This is a genomic window from Streptomyces sp. NTD91 (assembly GCF_059510455.1).
This window is the reverse complement of sequence record NZ_JCAJZW010000007.1, coordinates 189,394-203,055: the sequence shown is the minus strand read 5'-3', so window position 1 is coordinate 203,055 and position 13,662 is coordinate 189,394. Positions and strand designations below refer to the sequence as shown.

Genomic DNA, 13,662 nt, shown 5'->3' with positions numbered 1-13,662 from the left:
GATCAGTCCTTGCCGGCGACGGCCGCCGTGAAGGCGTCGGAGTTGTCGAACATGACGTTGTGCCCGGCGCCGGGCACCGTCACCACGCGCACCCCGGCGGCCTCCACATTCTTCCTGCCCGGCAGTTCACCGCTGCGCTCGCCCTGGAGGTGGACCCCGTCGACGGGCAGCTTCTCCAGGATGGTGCGCATGACCGGATCGGAACCGCGGCGCAGTCCGACGGCGCTGCGATGCAGGGCGCGCGGGTCGGCCAGCCGCATGGTGGCGGCCCACAGCGGACCGACGCCTTCCAGCACGCGCGCGTACAGTACGTCGGCGAAATCGTCCTCTTCATGGAGGCGATGGCCCTGCCGGCGGCCGTGAGCGGCCCGAAGGCGTCCAGGTTGGCCTCGGTGAGGACGAGCCGGGACGCGAGATCGGGACGCCGGTGGGCGGCACGATGGCCCCGGCGCCGCCCATGCTGTGCGCGACCAACTCGGCGCGGCGGATCAAACGGCTGGAGAAAGCGGGCCTGCTGGTCCGGGCCATCGAGCCGGGTGCCGTGGCGGCACCGCGTCATGTGCTGAGGCTGACCGAGGAGGGCAGGCGTGAGCTGAAGCGCCGGCTCGCCGAACCCGCGCAGCGCGAGATCACCGACGAGAACCACTGGTTCACGCTGCTCGCGTTCCTGCGGCACCTGAAGGACTCCGCCGCCCAGGCGGCCGTACTGCGCCGCCGGCTGGCCTTTCTGGAGGAGCCGACGAGCTTCTTCTACGACGGCGAGCGGCCGCTGCGCGCCGAGGAACTGGACGACCCGTTCCGGCGTGGTGTCCTCACCATCGCACGTGCCACCAGCCGGGCCGAACTGGCCTGGCTGCGCGACACCTTGGCCTCACTCGGCGACGTCGGCCGCTGAGGCGCCCCGGTGCCGCACCGGGCAGCCGCGCAGCCCGGGAACCGGGCGGGTGCCCAGGTCCGCCACCCGGAAGCCGTCCGGATAGCCCCTGACCTGCCCGTTCTGGCGTGCGAAGTGTGGCGAGCGGCGCGGTGGCAGCAGCCGGACGAGCCGACCACGCGCGCGAAGGGCCCGGCGGACCAACTCCGATGTCGTCGCGCCGGGCGGGGCGTATCGGAACGCGCGCAGCAGCGACTCGTCGAGCAGGGCGAGCGTGGCGGTACGCAGCAACGGTGCCAGCGGGCGCGGATACCAGGACGCCATCAGGGCGAGTGTGGCGTCGGAGACCCGCCGGGACCGCTCGTCCCAGGCGAAGTGCTCCCTCTCGTACGCGTCGAGCAGTTCCTCGAACTCCTCGTAGGTCTCGGGGATGCCGGGGATGCCCATGTGCCGGCCGAGAGTGCGGTAGTACTCGGTGGCGGCGACGATCTCGTGTCGGGACAGGCGCCGCCAGCCGTAGGCGTCGATCCAGCGCCTGGGCAGCACGACGAACGTACTCAGCACATAGCGCATGTCGTCGTCGCTGATGTCGTAGCTGCGGTGCATCTGGTTGATGCGGCGGATCGCGGTACGCCCCTCGTCGCCGGCGAAACCGTGCTCGACGACGGTGTCGAGGAGCAGCACGGTGTCGTCGTACCGCTTCTGGGTGCGCTCGGTCAGCTCGCCCGTCTCGGCGAGCAGCCGGCCGATGCTCGGGACGGCGTAGGTGCGGTAGAGGGCCAGTTCCAGTGCGCGGGTGTAGTCCCAGGGGAACTCGTACGCCACACTGAGCCGGTAGATCTCCAGCGCGTCCGTCACCGGATCCAGCCGGCGGATCCGCCTCAGCCGCTCGAAGCGCTTCACTGCGTCGTCCCCCTTCTGCCGCAGAACATCCAACTCTACGTTGAACAGAGAGCAGATGAGCGATCGACGACGACCCCGTTCGGGGGGAGGGTGGTCCGCGTGTTCGGCCTGATACGCAAGTACGCCGCCAGACTCCGCGCTTCCGCGCACGCACAGCCGGCGGGATCTCGGGAAAGACGCGCGCACAACTTGTTCGAAGCCGCGGCCACCTATGTCGTGGCCCGCGCGGAGGACGATCAGGACCGGCTCGAGGAGGCGGCGGGCTGGGTGCCGCCGGAAGCGCTGTCGTTCGGGGTGAGCGAACTCGCCTGCCGCGCCGTCGTCGCGCTGGCCCGGGCACGCGATCAGTCGCCCGCCTCGGTGGCCCGCGATCTGCTGGGACTGCCCACGGGCTGAACGGGAAGAGCCTGCTTCCACCGTGGCCGTTTCGCCCCCGTCCAGGCGGAAACCTGCAGGTCCGGGTGGTGTGAGGAGTCGTGACAAGCGGCTTCCGCTCGCACTAGGGTGCGCGCCGTTGGACGAACCACTGGGAGGCAGGGATGGCCGGAGCCGACGAGGAGACCGGCGCCGCCGCGGACGATGCGCTGTACGTGCTGACGGCGGTGCTGCTGACGCCGGCGCAGTTTCCGAGCGTTCTGGGCGACGACTATCCGGAGGCGTGCGCGGCGCTGGGTCTGGCACCCCTCGCCGACGGGTACGGCCTGGTGCTGGGCCAGGACGGCACCGGCGCGCGCTGGACGGTCGTGATCGACGACGTCTCGCTGGTCGCCGTGGCGATCGCGTCCTGGGACTGCGGCATGGAGTACGAACTGTCCCCCGACGAGCGCGCGGTCGTGGCCGCCCTGCCGGGCTGGCCGCTGGCCGTCGCCGTCGCGGCTCCCGGTGTCCCAGCTCCGCACGACCCCGATCCCGAGGCGGCGGACCGGCCCGCGCTGAGCCCGCCGGACACGAGCTCATGGGGGCCGGCACAACGCAGGCTGGGCGCCGACGAGATAGCCCTGCAGTGGGCGAAGTGGCGGGAGCAGATCGACGACGCGCAGTTCGCCACGTCCGGCGGGCGGGACGAGCCGGAGGCGCGGGAGACGGCCGAGGAGTCCTCACCACCGGGCGAGCAGGCGGTGCCGCACAGCGGCCACCAGGGAATCAGGCGGGTCCTCACGGAGGCTCGCACCTATGTCGACTCGCCGCCGCCGCTCGGCCGGGTGCGCTCGTCGTTCGCCCCGGGGGACGCCCGTACGCTGCGCGCCGACGGCCCCGGCTGGTCGCTCGTGGCCCGCACCGACGACATCGCCTTCGTCCTGCTCGACGAAGAACCGGGCGAGGTCCTGCCGGTGGGCCGGGGGCCCGAGCTGCCGGGCCTGCTGGAAGCGCTCGACAAGATGGCCGTACGGCCCCTCTGAGGCCGTACGACGCCCGCAGGGACCCCGAAGCCGCCCTCGGGCAACCGGGCGACGACCGCCGGTCCTCGCGGGCAGGGAACGCCGCCGGGCGCGCGGGGACCATGACGGGCCCTGCGGGCCCCGGCGGCGTCCGCCGCCCTCTCAGCGGCCGATTTCCTTGCGGGTGACCCTGCGGAGCCTGCGCCGCTGGGAGGGATCCAGCGCCAGATATCCCGCCACCGGAACACCGACCACGATCAGGAACGCCACCCACCAGGGCAGCCAGATCAACAGAACCAACCCGACCGCCACTCCCCCGACGGCGATCTTCGCGGTGTTGGACATGAGCGTCGCCTCCTTCGCGGCCGCTGCCGCTCTCTGCAGTGGGAACGACCTCCCGCTCCCCGCGGTTCCACAATCCGCCCCCGAGACATCCCTGAGAACCGCCCCTAGTGGACGAGACGGTTGCCCTGCGGGCCGTCTCGGTGAGGCCGGTCCGCTGTCGGCCGTCGCACGACCTGGTCACCACCGGACAGGACCGTGCCGGCACTTCGCATCCCCTGGTGCCCCCGGGCCGGAGGTTTCCGAGGAGTGCGGTCTTCGCGCACGGCATGAAGCGTGGCTGTTGCTCGAACACGTTGTGAAGCGTTCGGCATGGGACGGCAACGGCCTGCGCGCCGACGAACCGTCGCTGCCGGCACCTGCCGTGATCCGATGAGCGGCCGAAGCCGGCTGTTCGTCGCGTGGCCGTACGGCATTTCCTCATGTGGTTCAGATCTGGCCGCCGACAAGAAGGCCGTCACCGCCGAGTACGCCTATCGGTTCGACCCGGTGAACGTGGACGACCCGGGCGAGGAGGACAGCTTCCGAGCTGAAGATCTCCCCGGTGGTGGCCGTGGGCGGCGACCGGCTGCTCGTCCAGAAGCGCACGGACGAGGCGGCCCGCTTGCAGCTCGTCCGGCTGGAGCGAAGGTCGAGCGTTCTGGGCGGACCCTGGGCACCCTGGGACGACTCGACCTCGCCGTCCCTGGAGCAGCTGCACGATCCGGCGTCCGCACGCCCGCCGGTGCCGGCCCGGCGGCTCGGGGCGGACCTGAACACGGTCGACGGCGTGCGGCAGAAGATCGTCGGCATCGCGCGCGTGGACCGCGACACGCTCGCTCTCGTCAACGACAACGACTCCGGGACGACCGACGGCGCCTTCGACGCGCAGGGCCGGCTCGTCGACAGCGGGATCAAGACGACCGTCGCGTACGTCCGGCTGTCCGGGAGCGGTGACGTCTCTCGACCGGACGGTCCGGAAAGCGGACCGACGCAGGGCCGGGGCGGCGACGCGAGCCGCACCCCCGGCCCTCCGTGCGTTCAGCCCCGGGCGCCGAGCAGGTGGTCCATGGCGAGCTGGTCGAGACGCTCGAAGGCCATCCCGCGCGCGGCTGCCGCATCGACGTCGAAGTCCTCGAAGGCGGTGCGGTCGGCGAGGAGCGCCTGCAGACCGTCCTCGGCCGTCGGCCGGGCGAGCTGGTCCAGACGGGAGGCGCGCAGGGCCTCCTGGACCTCGGGGTCGTTGCGGAAGGCCGCCGCGCGCTCCTTGAGGATCAGGTAATTGCGCATGCAGCCCGCGGCCGAGGCCCACACACCGTCCAGGTCCTCGGTGCGCGGCGGCTTGAAGTCGAAGTGGCGCGGGCCTTCGTACCCGGCGCTCTCCAGCAGGTCGACCAGCCAGAACGCCGCCCGCAGGTCGCCGGCGCCGAAGCGGAGGTCCTGGTCGTACTTGATGCCGGACTGGCCGTTGAGGTCGATGTGGAAGAGCTTGCCCGCCCACAGGGCCTGCGCGATGCCGTGCGGGAAGTTCAGGCCGGCCATCTGCTCGTGCCCGACCTCGGGGTTCACGCCGTACAGCTCCGGGCGCTCCAGGCGCTCGATGAAGGCCAGCGCGTGGCCGACGGTGGGGAGCAGGATGTCGCCGCGCGGCTCGTTCGGCTTCGGCTCGAGGGCGAAGCGGATGTCGTAGCCCTGGGCGGTGACGTACTCGCCCAGCAGGTCGAAGGCCTCCTTCATGCGGTCCAGGGCCGCGCGTACGTCCTTGGCCGCGCCGGACTCGGCGCCCTCGCGCCCGCCCCAGGCGACGTACGTCCTGGCGCCCAGCTCGACCGCCAGGTCGATGTTGCGGATGGTCTTGCGCAGCGCGTAGCGGCGCACGTCACGGTCGTTGGCGGTGAACGCGCCGTCCTTGAAGACGGGGTGGGTGAACAGGTTGGTGGTGGCCATCGGCACGGTCATGCCGGTGGCGTCCAGGGCCTGCCGGAACCGCTTGACGTGTGACTCGCGCTCGGTGTCCGAGGAGCCGAAGGGGATCAGGTCGTCGTCGTGGAAGGTCACTCCGTAGGCACCCAGCTCGGCCAGGCGCTGCACCGTCTCGACGGGGTCGAGGGCGCCGCGGGTGGCGTCACCGAACGGGTCCCTTCCCTGCCAGCCGACGGTCCACAGGCCGAAGGTGAACCTGTCCTCGGGGGTGGGCTGGAAGCTCATGCGGGGGCTCCTTGCTGCGTTGCGACTATTTCGTCATGGCCGTTTACAAATTAGTATGCGCTCGCGTCCCTGGGAAGAGACAAGATGTCTTTGTCCCGCAGAGTCGTAGAAAGTCACGAAGTCGCGGAACGCAGCGGAAAAGGGAGAGCCCCATGTCATCAGCCGAGGGTCCGCTCGTCGTCGGCGTGGACACGTCCACCCAGTCCACGAAGGCACTGGTCGTCGACGCGGCCACCGGCCGGGTGGTGGCGAGCGGCCAGGCGCCGCACACCGTGTCCTCCGGCGCGGGCCGCGAGAGCGATCCGCGCCAGTGGTGGGACGCGCTGCGCGAGGCGCTGAGCCAGTGCGGTGACGCGGCGCACGAGGCCGCCGCGGTGTCGATCGGCGGTCAGCAGCACGGCCTGGTCACGTTGGACGAGCGGGGCGAGCCGGTCCGTCCGGCGCTGCTGTGGAACGATGTCCGCTCGGCGCCGCAGGCCCGCCGCCTGGTGGAGGAGCTGGGCGGACCGAAGGCCTGGGCGGAGCGCACGGGCAGCGTTCCCGGCGCGTCGTTCACGGTCACGAAGTGGGCGTGGCTCACCGAGCACGAGCCGGAGTCGGTCCGCGCGACCAGGGCGGTCCGGCTCCCCCACGACTACCTGACCGAGCGCCTCACCGGGCAGGGCACGACCGACCGCAGCGACGCCTCCGGCACCGGCTGGTGGTCGTCCGGCACGGAGACGTACGACACCGAGATCCTCGCGCACGTCGCGCTCGACCCGACGCTGCTGCCCCGTGTGGTACGCCCGGGTGAGGTCGCCGGCACCGTGCGCGACAGCCACGACCTGCCGTTCTCCAAAGGCACGCTGGTCGCTCCGGGCACCGGCGACAACGCGGCGGCGGCACTCGGTCTCGGTCTGCGGCCCGGCACCCCGGTGCTCAGCCTCGGCACCTCCGGCACGGTCTACGCGGTCTCCACGCACCGCCCGGCCGATCCGACCGGCACCGTGGCGGGCTTCGCCGACGCCCACGGCGACTGGCTGCCCCTGGCCTGCACCCTGAACTGCACGCTCGCCGTGGACCGCGTCGCGGCACTGCTGGGCCTGGAACGCGATACGGTGGAGCCCGGCGGCTCGGTGACCCTGCTGCCCTATCTGGACGGCGAGCGCACCCCGAACCTGCCGAACGCCTCCGGCCTGCTGCACGGCCTGCGCCACGACACGACCCCCGGGCAGTTGCTGCAGGCCGCCTACGACGGCGCCGTACACGCGCTGCTCGGCGCACTCGACCTGGTCCTGGACGAGGACGCGGACCGCAGCACCCCGCTGATACTGATCGGCGGCGGGGCACGGGGAACGGCCTGGCAGCAGACGGTACGGCGGCTGTCCGGACGGCCGGTCCAGATCCCCGCGGCAAGGGAACTGGTCGCCCTCGGGGCCGCGGCGCAGGCCGCCGGCCTGCTCACCGGCGAGGACCCGGCCGCGGTGGCCCGCCGCTGGAACACGGCCGCCGGCCCCGTACTGGAGGCCGTGGAACGGGACCAGCAGACCCTGGACCGGATCACCGGGGTACTCTCCGACGCGGCCCCCCTGTTGGAGCGGGGGACGGCGACCACACCGCGCGGCTGAACCCGGGCGGCAGACACCGAGGACTGACGTCAGGCATGACCGCACCGCCGCACGAGGCACACCCGCCGGTCACCGGCCGCGCCCTGCCGGACACCCAGCAGGGCATGCGCCGGCGCAATCTCGCGCGCGTGATGCACGCCGTCAGCGCCGAGGGCTCGCTGTCGCGAGCCGCGGTCGCCACGCGCATCGGGCTGACCAGGGCCGCCGTGTCGACGCTGGTGGACGAGCTGATCCGGTGGGGGCTGCTGGAGGAGCTGGGCCCGGAGCGGCCGGGCCGGGTGGGCCGGCCCGGTTCCGCGCTCGCGGTGAGCGGCCGCGGTCCGGCGGGGATCGGCGCGGAGATCGGCGTCGACCATCTCGCGGTCTGCGCGGTCGACCTGCGCGGCACGGTCCGCGCCCGCGCCGTGCGGCACGTGGCCAACCGGGGCCGGCCGCCCGCGCCGGTGGTCGGGGACCTGACCGGCCTGGTGCGCCAGGTCGTCACGGAGGCGGAGCATGAGGCACTGTGGCCGGCCGGGCTCGCCGTCGCCGTGCCCGGACTCGTGGCGCGGGACGGCCGCACCGTCGTACGCGCCCCGAACCTCGATTGGCACCACGCCGACCTCGGCGCCCTGCTGCCCGGCGAGTGGCCGCTGACCGTGGGCAACGAGGCCAACTTCGGTGCGCTCGCGGAGCTGTGGCTCGGCGAGGGTACGCCGCGCGACTTCCTGCACGTGTCGGCCGAGATCGGCATCGGCGCGGCGGTCGTGGTGGACGGCGGTCTGCTGCAGGGCACCCGCGGCTTCGCGGGCGAGCTGGGGCATGTGCCGGTGCGGCCGGACGGGCCGCCCTGTGCGTGCGGCGGCCGCGGCTGCCTGGAGCAGTACGCGGGCGAGGAGGCGGTGCTGCGCGCGGCGGGGCTGGAACCGCGCGAGGACCTGGTGGGTCTGCTCGCCGGACGCGCCGCTCAGGGCGACGAGAGCGTACGGGCCGCCCTGCGCGGAGCCGGTACGGCGCTCGGCATAGCGCTCACCGGGGCTGTGAACCTCCTCGATCCCGAGACGGTCGTCCTCGGCGGCGCCCTGGCCGGCCTCTCCCCCTGGCTGCTGCCGTCCCTGGAGACGGAACTGACGAGCCGCACGGCGGGTCCGCCGTGCCCGGTGGCCGTGTCCCGACTGGGCTCCGAGGGGCCCCTGCTGGGCGCCGCGCACTCGGTCGTCCGGGGCGTACTGGACGATCCGGCGCTCGTGGCCGAACGCGCCTGACCCACGGGCTCGGAACGCGCCAAGGCGAGACGACGTCCGCCGGACGACCACACACCGATTTTCACGCACACAGGGTGTCGCCGTCAGGCGACCGGATTACTGACCCCTCGGACCGAAACCCCGGGGGGCCTCCCGCCACCGGGCTCCGGCGCCGTGCCCATCCCCCGGTGTTCACCCGATCGGGTGGCCGAGTTTTCCACAAGTGGAGCCTTCCCCACGGAACCGGCGTGCGCTCTTCTGCCCAACCCGTCCGCGCCGTACCGTGATTCACGCGAGGTACGGCCGACGGACCGTCAATGTCGGCCTCTCGAGCGGCTGACGGTACTTCACACGCATCGGGTGGCAGTGGGCTGACAGGCATCGGGGGACACACATGCACGAGGAGACGGCCGGGGCACTGCGACGCGATGCCGTCGGCTTGCGCGAGGTGCTGTTCCAGAGCGTCACGGCGATGGCGCCGGCGGCCGCGGTGGCCGCGTCGATTCCCGCCGGTGCCGCCTTCGCGGGCGGCAGCCTGCCGCTTGCGGTGCTGATCGCCCTGGTGGCCTGTCTGTTCACCGCATCGTGCGTGGCCGAGCTGGCCCGGGAGCTGCCGGCCGCGGGCTCGGTGGCCACGTATGCCGCGCGCGGGCTGCACCCCACGGTCGGGTTTCTCGTCGGCTGGGGTTACGTCTTCGTGGAGATGCTGGTCCCACCCCTGCTGCTTCTGCAGCTTGGCTTCACGGCGGCCGGCACGCTGCACGAGGAGTGGTCGTCGTGGCCGGCGGATCTGTGGTGGCCGTGGTCCCTGGCGGGCGCCGGTGTGATCGCCGTCGCCGGGTGTCTCGGGGTCCGGGTCTCGGCCCGCTTCGGCACCGTCCTCGGCGTCTTCGAGATCCTCGTCTTCCTGGTGTTCGCGGTGCTGCTCGTCGGCAAGGCGGGCGGCGCCAACACCCTGTCGGTGTTCGGCACTTCGCACACCGCCGACGGTTACGCCGGAATCAGCGGCGTGTTCGCCGGGTCCGTGTACACGGTGCTGGCGTTCGCCGGGTTCGAGGCGGCGGCGCCGCTCGCCGAGGAGACCCGGAACCCACGGCGGACGATGCACCGCGCGGTCCTCGGGGCGGCTCTGGGCATCGGCCTGTTCTATGTGATCACCACCTACGCGATGACGGTCTACTTCGGCCCCGGTCGCTTCGCGAAGTTCGGGGCGTCGGGTCCCGCATCCTGGGACGGCGTCGCCCGGGCCTCCTTCGGTCTCTTCTGGGTGCTGGTGTTCCTCGCCGTGATCAACTCCACGATCGCCAACGCCAACGCGTGCGCCAACGTGTCGACCCGTACGGCCTTCGCTCTGGCCCGCATCCGGGTCCTGCCCCGGCTTCTCGCCACGCTCCACCCCCGCCACCGCTCCCCCGTCGCCGGCATCGCGCTGCAGACCCTGGTGGCGGTCACAACCGTCCTGGGCCTCGGGTTCGGCTACGACCCCGTGACCGTGTTCCTGCTGCTCGCCACGGTGATCGTCACAGTTGTCGTCGCCGTCTACATCGTCGTGAACCTCGCCTGCACCGGCTACTTCCTGCGGGCCGGCCGGGCCGCCTTCGAGCCGGTACGGCATCTGCTGTTCCCGGTGCTCGGCATCGCGGCCTTCGTTCCTGCCCTGCTGACCGCCGCCGGGCTCCCGGTCTTCGACTTCGTCACCGCCCTCACGTCCCCGGTCTCCTACGCCGGGCCGATCGTCGGGGCGTGGATGACGGTGGGCGTGGTGGTGCTGCTCCTGCTGTTGCGGCGTCACCCCGAGCGCATAGCCGAGACCGCGCGCGTACACCTCGACGCGTACGACCCCGCCGGCCCACGGCGGGACGGGCCCGTGTCCCGGTGACCTGTGAGCACTCCCGCCCGCGAGTTCCCCACCGCCTTCGTCCAGAAGGGACCACCTCCACCATGGCCGACCCCCGCGTCCTGACCGTGCGCCCGGAACCGGACACCTACGCCTGGACGTTCGGCGGTGCGCCGCCCGTGGCACGGATCGCACCCGGCACAGTCCTCGACCTGTACACGGAGGACTGTTTCGGCGGCCGGGTGCGGTCCGAGAAAGACCTCGTCTCGGAGGTCTGCGAGTTCCCGTTCCTCAATCCGCAGACCGGCCCCTTCCACGTCGAGGGCGCCGAGCCGGGTGACACCGTAGCCGTGCACTTCGTGTCGATCGAACCGGCCCGCGACTGGGCGGCGTCCACGACGGTCCCGCTGTTCGGTGCGCTCACCTCCACGCACACCACGGCCACGCTGCAGCCGCCGCTGCCCGAACGCGTCTGGATCTGGCAGCTGGACCGCGCGCGGCGCACCGCCCTGTTCCAGGCGCGGGACAGCGACATCGAGACGGAGCTGCCCATGGATCCCATGCACGGCACCGTGGGCGTGGCACCGGCCAATCTCGAGGTGCGCTCAGCACTGGTTCCGGACGCGCACGGCGGGAACATGGACACGCCCGAGATGCGGGCCGGCGTCACCTGCTACCTGGGGGTCAATGTCGAGGGTGCCCTGCTCAGCCTCGGCGACGGGCACGCCCGGCAGGGCGAGGGCGAGACCTGCGGAGTGGCCGTGGAGTGCGCCATGAACACCGTGGTGGTCGTTGAGCTCCTCAAGGGCGTCGCCACGCCGTGGCCCCGGCTGGAGTCGGACACCCACATCATCTCCACCGGCTCGGCCCGCCCGCTGGAGGACGCGTTCAGGATATCGCAGCTGGACCTGGTGCAGTGGCTGGCGCGCGACTACGGATTCAGTGAGCCGGACGCGTACCAGTTCGCAACCCAGGCGGTCGAATCCCCGTTGGCCAACGTGTGCGACACGAACTACACGTGCGTGGCCAAGATCCGCAAGGAGTGGCTGCCGGCCCGCGAGACGTACCGCGGCGTGCACGCGCGGCTGCGGGAGACCGCGCATTCCCTGCGGAGCTGACACCGGCCGCCTTCCTCCGGCGCCGCTCGCCGGGCCTGGGCGCCCGGGCCGCCTCACGCCTCCGGCACTCCCGAGCACCTCCCGACCCGCGCGAGCCCACAGCTTCCGACGTCCACACCCCCACACCCCCCACACCGAAAGGCATCCGCCGATGGACATGGACCCGGCCGCACCCGTACAGCGAAGAGACCCGGCCCAGCCGGGGCACCCCCCGCAGCCGGCGAGCCCGGCACAGCCGCGCCTGAGCAGGCGGCGGCTGCTGACGGGCGCGGCGCTCGCCGCCGTCCCCTACGCGCTGCTCCCCGACCCGAGGGCCGGTGCGCAGACGGCGTCGGTGGACTACCCGCCCGCCGAATGGCAGCCGGCCAGCAGCTCCAACTACACCGCCTCCGACCGCCCCGGCACCTACACGATCGACCGGGTGATCATCCACGTCACGCAGGAGACGTACGCCAACACGCTGGCGATCTTCGCCAATCCGCAGAAGGGGGTGTCCGCGCACTATCTGGTGCGCTCGGCGGACGGGCACGTCGCCCAGTGCGTACACGAGGCCGACGTCGCCTGGCACGCGGGCAACTGGGACTACAACACACGCAGCATCGGCATCGAGCACGAGGGGTGGGTGGACCAGCCCGCCTGCTTCACCGACGCCCTCTACGAGGAGTCGGCGAGGCTCACGGCGGCGATCTGCGACACCTACGGCATCCCCAAGGACAGGGAGCACATCATCGGCCACTACCAGGTGCCCGGCACCGACCACACCGATCCCGGCCCGAACTGGGACTGGGTCCGTTACCTGAGACTGGTCAACTTCGCCTAGCCGGAAGACGATGGGCGCGGGACCGACATCACTGTTTCACCGTCCGGGGAGGCCGATGTGACCGATCCGTGGGTGGCCCTGGAGCCGGGGGCCGACCCCGTCGAACGGGTCCGTGCGCTGCGTCGCGCGCACGAGACGTTCACCACGGCGGGTACGGTGCCGCGCCCGGTGCGATCGGTGGTGGCGGAGTCGTGGCGGCGCAGCGCGCGGGCCGGTGTCCGTCCGGACGGCACCGCCGGCGTGGAGTTGACCGGCGGCGACCTCGGCGCCTACCGGGCGGAACACCCGCTGTCCAGGGTGATGCCGCTGTTCCGGGAGCTGATGGGCACGTTCGCCGCCGACGGTGAGCATCTGCTGGCGGTGTGCGACGCGCACGGCAGGCTGCTGTGGGTCGAGGGGCACCCGGCGACCCGCCGCCGGGCGGACGGGATGAACTTCGTCCCCGGGGCGCGCTGGTCGGAGAGCGCGGTCGGCACCAACGCGCCGGGGACCGCGGTCGCCGTGGACCGGCCGGTGCAGGTGTTCGCCGCCGAGCACTTCATACGGCGGGTGCAGCCGTGGACGTGCGCGGCGGCGCCGGTGCACGATCCGCGCACCGGGCGGGTCCTGGGCGCCGTGGACATCACCGGCGGCGACGGGCTGGCGCATCCGCACAGCCTCGGGTTCGTACAGGCAGTGGCGCGGGCCGCGGAGACGCAGCTCGCGCTGCTCGAGCCGCCCGGCAGCGCGCTCGGCGCGCCACTCCTCGGCGCGCTGGGCCGGGACGAGGCCGAGCTGGTCCTGGACGGCAACCGCATCCGGCTCAGCCGCCGGCACAGCGAGATACTCGTGCTGCTCGCCCGGCATCCCGAGGGGGTCAGTGGTGACGAACTGCTGTGCGCGCTGTACGCGGACGAGTCGGTGACACCGGTGACCCTGCGGGCCGAACTGGCCCGGCTGCGCAGGCTGCTGGGCCCGGAACTGCTCGCCTCGCGGCCGTACCGGCTGGCCTGCGCGGTCGAGTCCGACGCCACGGTGGTGGAGCGGCGGCTGCGGGCCGGGGCGGTGACGGCGGCGGCGGAGGCGTACACCGGTCCGCTGCTGCCCGGTTCGCAGGCGCCGGCGATCGTACGGCTGCGGGACCGTCTCGCCGGCGAGCTGCGCACGGCGCTCATCGCGCACCGCGACCCGGACCTGCTGGCGGACTGGGCACACGCGCCGTGGGGCGAGGACGACCTGGAGGTGTGGCGGGCGCTCGCCGCGGTGCGGCCCACGGCGCTGGTGCTGGCCCGGCTGAGCGCGCTGGAGGCCGAGTTGGCGGCACCGCCCGGCCGGGTTCAGGGGCGGACCGGCGGCGCAACGTGGTTGCAACGTCCGCCCGCCTAGCCTCGCC

At 72.6% G+C, this 13,662-nt stretch carries 12 protein-coding genes and 2 pseudogenes; 10 read left to right on the top strand and 4 right to left on the bottom strand.

The annotated features are described in order from the left end of the window. Positions 1–2 precede the first annotated feature (2 nt). A pseudogene (locus AC5WRT_RS11255) lies at positions 3–480 on the bottom strand (alpha/beta fold hydrolase); the annotation flags it as partial. Between AC5WRT_RS11255 and AC5WRT_RS11250 the strand changes: the two are divergent. Beyond that, positions 440–895: a PadR family transcriptional regulator gene (locus AC5WRT_RS11250; protein WP_496092838.1), complete on the top strand. Its 456-nt coding sequence runs from the start codon at positions 440–442 to the stop codon at positions 893–895. The pseudogene AC5WRT_RS11255 and the gene AC5WRT_RS11250 sit on opposite strands and share 41 nt — an antisense overlap. On the opposite strand, the gene AC5WRT_RS11245 is transcribed toward AC5WRT_RS11250, so the two are convergent. After that, positions 872–1,777 carry an oxygenase MpaB family protein gene (locus tag AC5WRT_RS11245; RefSeq protein WP_496092837.1) on the bottom strand — a complete coding sequence of 302 codons (906 nt, stop codon included), beginning with the start codon at positions 1,775–1,777 and terminating at the stop codon, positions 872–874. The two genes, AC5WRT_RS11250 and AC5WRT_RS11245, sit on opposite strands and share 24 nt — an antisense overlap. Before the next feature lie 99 nt (positions 1,778–1,876). On the opposite strand from AC5WRT_RS11245, the gene AC5WRT_RS11240 reads away from it, so the two are divergent. Together AC5WRT_RS11240 and AC5WRT_RS11235 are read left to right on the top strand one after the other, a co-directional pair. Then, positions 1,877–2,173, top strand: a complete 297-nt coding sequence (locus tag AC5WRT_RS11240) for a hypothetical protein (protein WP_496092836.1) — start codon at positions 1,877–1,879, stop codon at positions 2,171–2,173. Between the two features lie 143 nt (positions 2,174–2,316). Further along, entirely contained in the window at positions 2,317–3,177 is an 861-nt protein-coding gene (locus AC5WRT_RS11235; protein ID WP_496092835.1) for a hypothetical protein, read from the top strand. A gap of 141 nt (positions 3,178–3,318) precedes the next feature. On the opposite strand, the gene AC5WRT_RS11230 is transcribed toward AC5WRT_RS11235, so the two are convergent. Beyond that, positions 3,319–3,501 carry a tail-anchor membrane protein gene (locus tag AC5WRT_RS11230; protein ID WP_496092834.1) on the bottom strand — a complete coding sequence of 61 codons (183 nt, stop codon included), beginning with the start codon at positions 3,499–3,501 and terminating at the stop codon, positions 3,319–3,321. A gap of 444 nt (positions 3,502–3,945) precedes the next feature. On the opposite strand from AC5WRT_RS11230, the pseudogene AC5WRT_RS11225 reads away from it, so the two are divergent. Continuing rightward, positions 3,946–4,420 (top strand): annotated as a pseudogene (locus tag AC5WRT_RS11225) (SdiA-regulated/phytase-like domain-containing protein); the annotation flags it as partial. A gap of 98 nt (positions 4,421–4,518) precedes the next feature. Here the strand turns inward: AC5WRT_RS11225 and xylA are convergent. Further along, the gene (gene xylA / locus AC5WRT_RS11220; RefSeq protein WP_496092833.1) at positions 4,519–5,685 is read right to left on the bottom strand and encodes a xylose isomerase; all 1,167 of its coding nucleotides are present in this window, start codon (positions 5,683–5,685) and stop codon (positions 4,519–4,521) included. 152 nt (positions 5,686–5,837) lie between these two features. On the opposite strand from xylA, the gene xylB reads away from it, so the two are divergent. The 6 genes from xylB (at position 5,838) to AC5WRT_RS11190 (ending at position 13,655) form a co-directional block, all read left to right on the top strand. Next, positions 5,838–7,292, top strand: a complete 1,455-nt coding sequence (xylB, locus tag AC5WRT_RS11215) for a xylulokinase (RefSeq protein WP_496092832.1) — start codon at positions 5,838–5,840, stop codon at positions 7,290–7,292. A 35-nt stretch (positions 7,293–7,327) separates the two neighbouring features. Continuing rightward, entirely contained in the window at positions 7,328–8,536 is a 1,209-nt protein-coding gene (locus tag AC5WRT_RS11210; protein WP_496092831.1) for an ROK family protein, read from the top strand. Positions 8,537–8,909: 373 nt separating this feature from the next. Next, complete coding sequence (locus AC5WRT_RS11205; RefSeq protein WP_496092830.1) at positions 8,910–10,394, top strand: APC family permease; 1,485 nt, start codon at positions 8,910–8,912, stop codon at positions 10,392–10,394. Positions 10,395–10,456: 62 nt separating this feature from the next. Then, positions 10,457–11,470: an acetamidase/formamidase family protein gene (locus AC5WRT_RS11200; RefSeq protein WP_496092829.1), complete on the top strand. Its 1,014-nt coding sequence runs from the start codon at positions 10,457–10,459 to the stop codon at positions 11,468–11,470. Positions 11,471–11,621: 151 nt separating this feature from the next. Beyond that, positions 11,622–12,290, top strand: a complete 669-nt coding sequence (locus AC5WRT_RS11195) for an N-acetylmuramoyl-L-alanine amidase (protein WP_496092828.1) — start codon at positions 11,622–11,624, stop codon at positions 12,288–12,290. 57 nt (positions 12,291–12,347) lie between these two features. Continuing rightward, the gene (locus AC5WRT_RS11190; protein ID WP_496092827.1) at positions 12,348–13,655 is read left to right on the top strand and encodes a winged helix-turn-helix domain-containing protein; all 1,308 of its coding nucleotides are present in this window, start codon (positions 12,348–12,350) and stop codon (positions 13,653–13,655) included. The last annotated feature ends 7 nt before the right edge of the window (positions 13,656–13,662 follow it).

Excerpts from the sequence above, each read along its gene's own strand:
- AC5WRT_RS11210 (WP_496092831.1), top strand. The coding sequence starts at position 7,328 with ATGACCGCACCGCCGCACGAGGCACACCCGCCGGTCACCGGCCGCGCC.
- xylA (WP_496092833.1), bottom strand. The coding sequence starts at position 5,685 with ATGAGCTTCCAGCCCACCCCCGAGGACAGGTTCACCTTCGGCCTGTGG.
- xylB (WP_496092832.1), top strand. The coding sequence starts at position 5,838 with ATGTCATCAGCCGAGGGTCCGCTCGTCGTCGGCGTGGACACGTCCACC.
- AC5WRT_RS11205 (WP_496092830.1), top strand. The coding sequence starts at position 8,910 with ATGCACGAGGAGACGGCCGGGGCACTGCGACGCGATGCCGTCGGCTTG.
- AC5WRT_RS11235 (WP_496092835.1), top strand. The coding sequence starts at position 2,317 with ATGGCCGGAGCCGACGAGGAGACCGGCGCCGCCGCGGACGATGCGCTG.
- AC5WRT_RS11230 (WP_496092834.1), bottom strand. The coding sequence starts at position 3,501 with ATGTCCAACACCGCGAAGATCGCCGTCGGGGGAGTGGCGGTCGGGTTG.
- AC5WRT_RS11250 (WP_496092838.1), top strand. The coding sequence starts at position 440 with ATGGCCCCGGCGCCGCCCATGCTGTGCGCGACCAACTCGGCGCGGCGG.
- AC5WRT_RS11200 (WP_496092829.1), top strand. The coding sequence starts at position 10,457 with ATGGCCGACCCCCGCGTCCTGACCGTGCGCCCGGAACCGGACACCTAC.
- AC5WRT_RS11195 (WP_496092828.1), top strand. The coding sequence starts at position 11,622 with ATGGACATGGACCCGGCCGCACCCGTACAGCGAAGAGACCCGGCCCAG.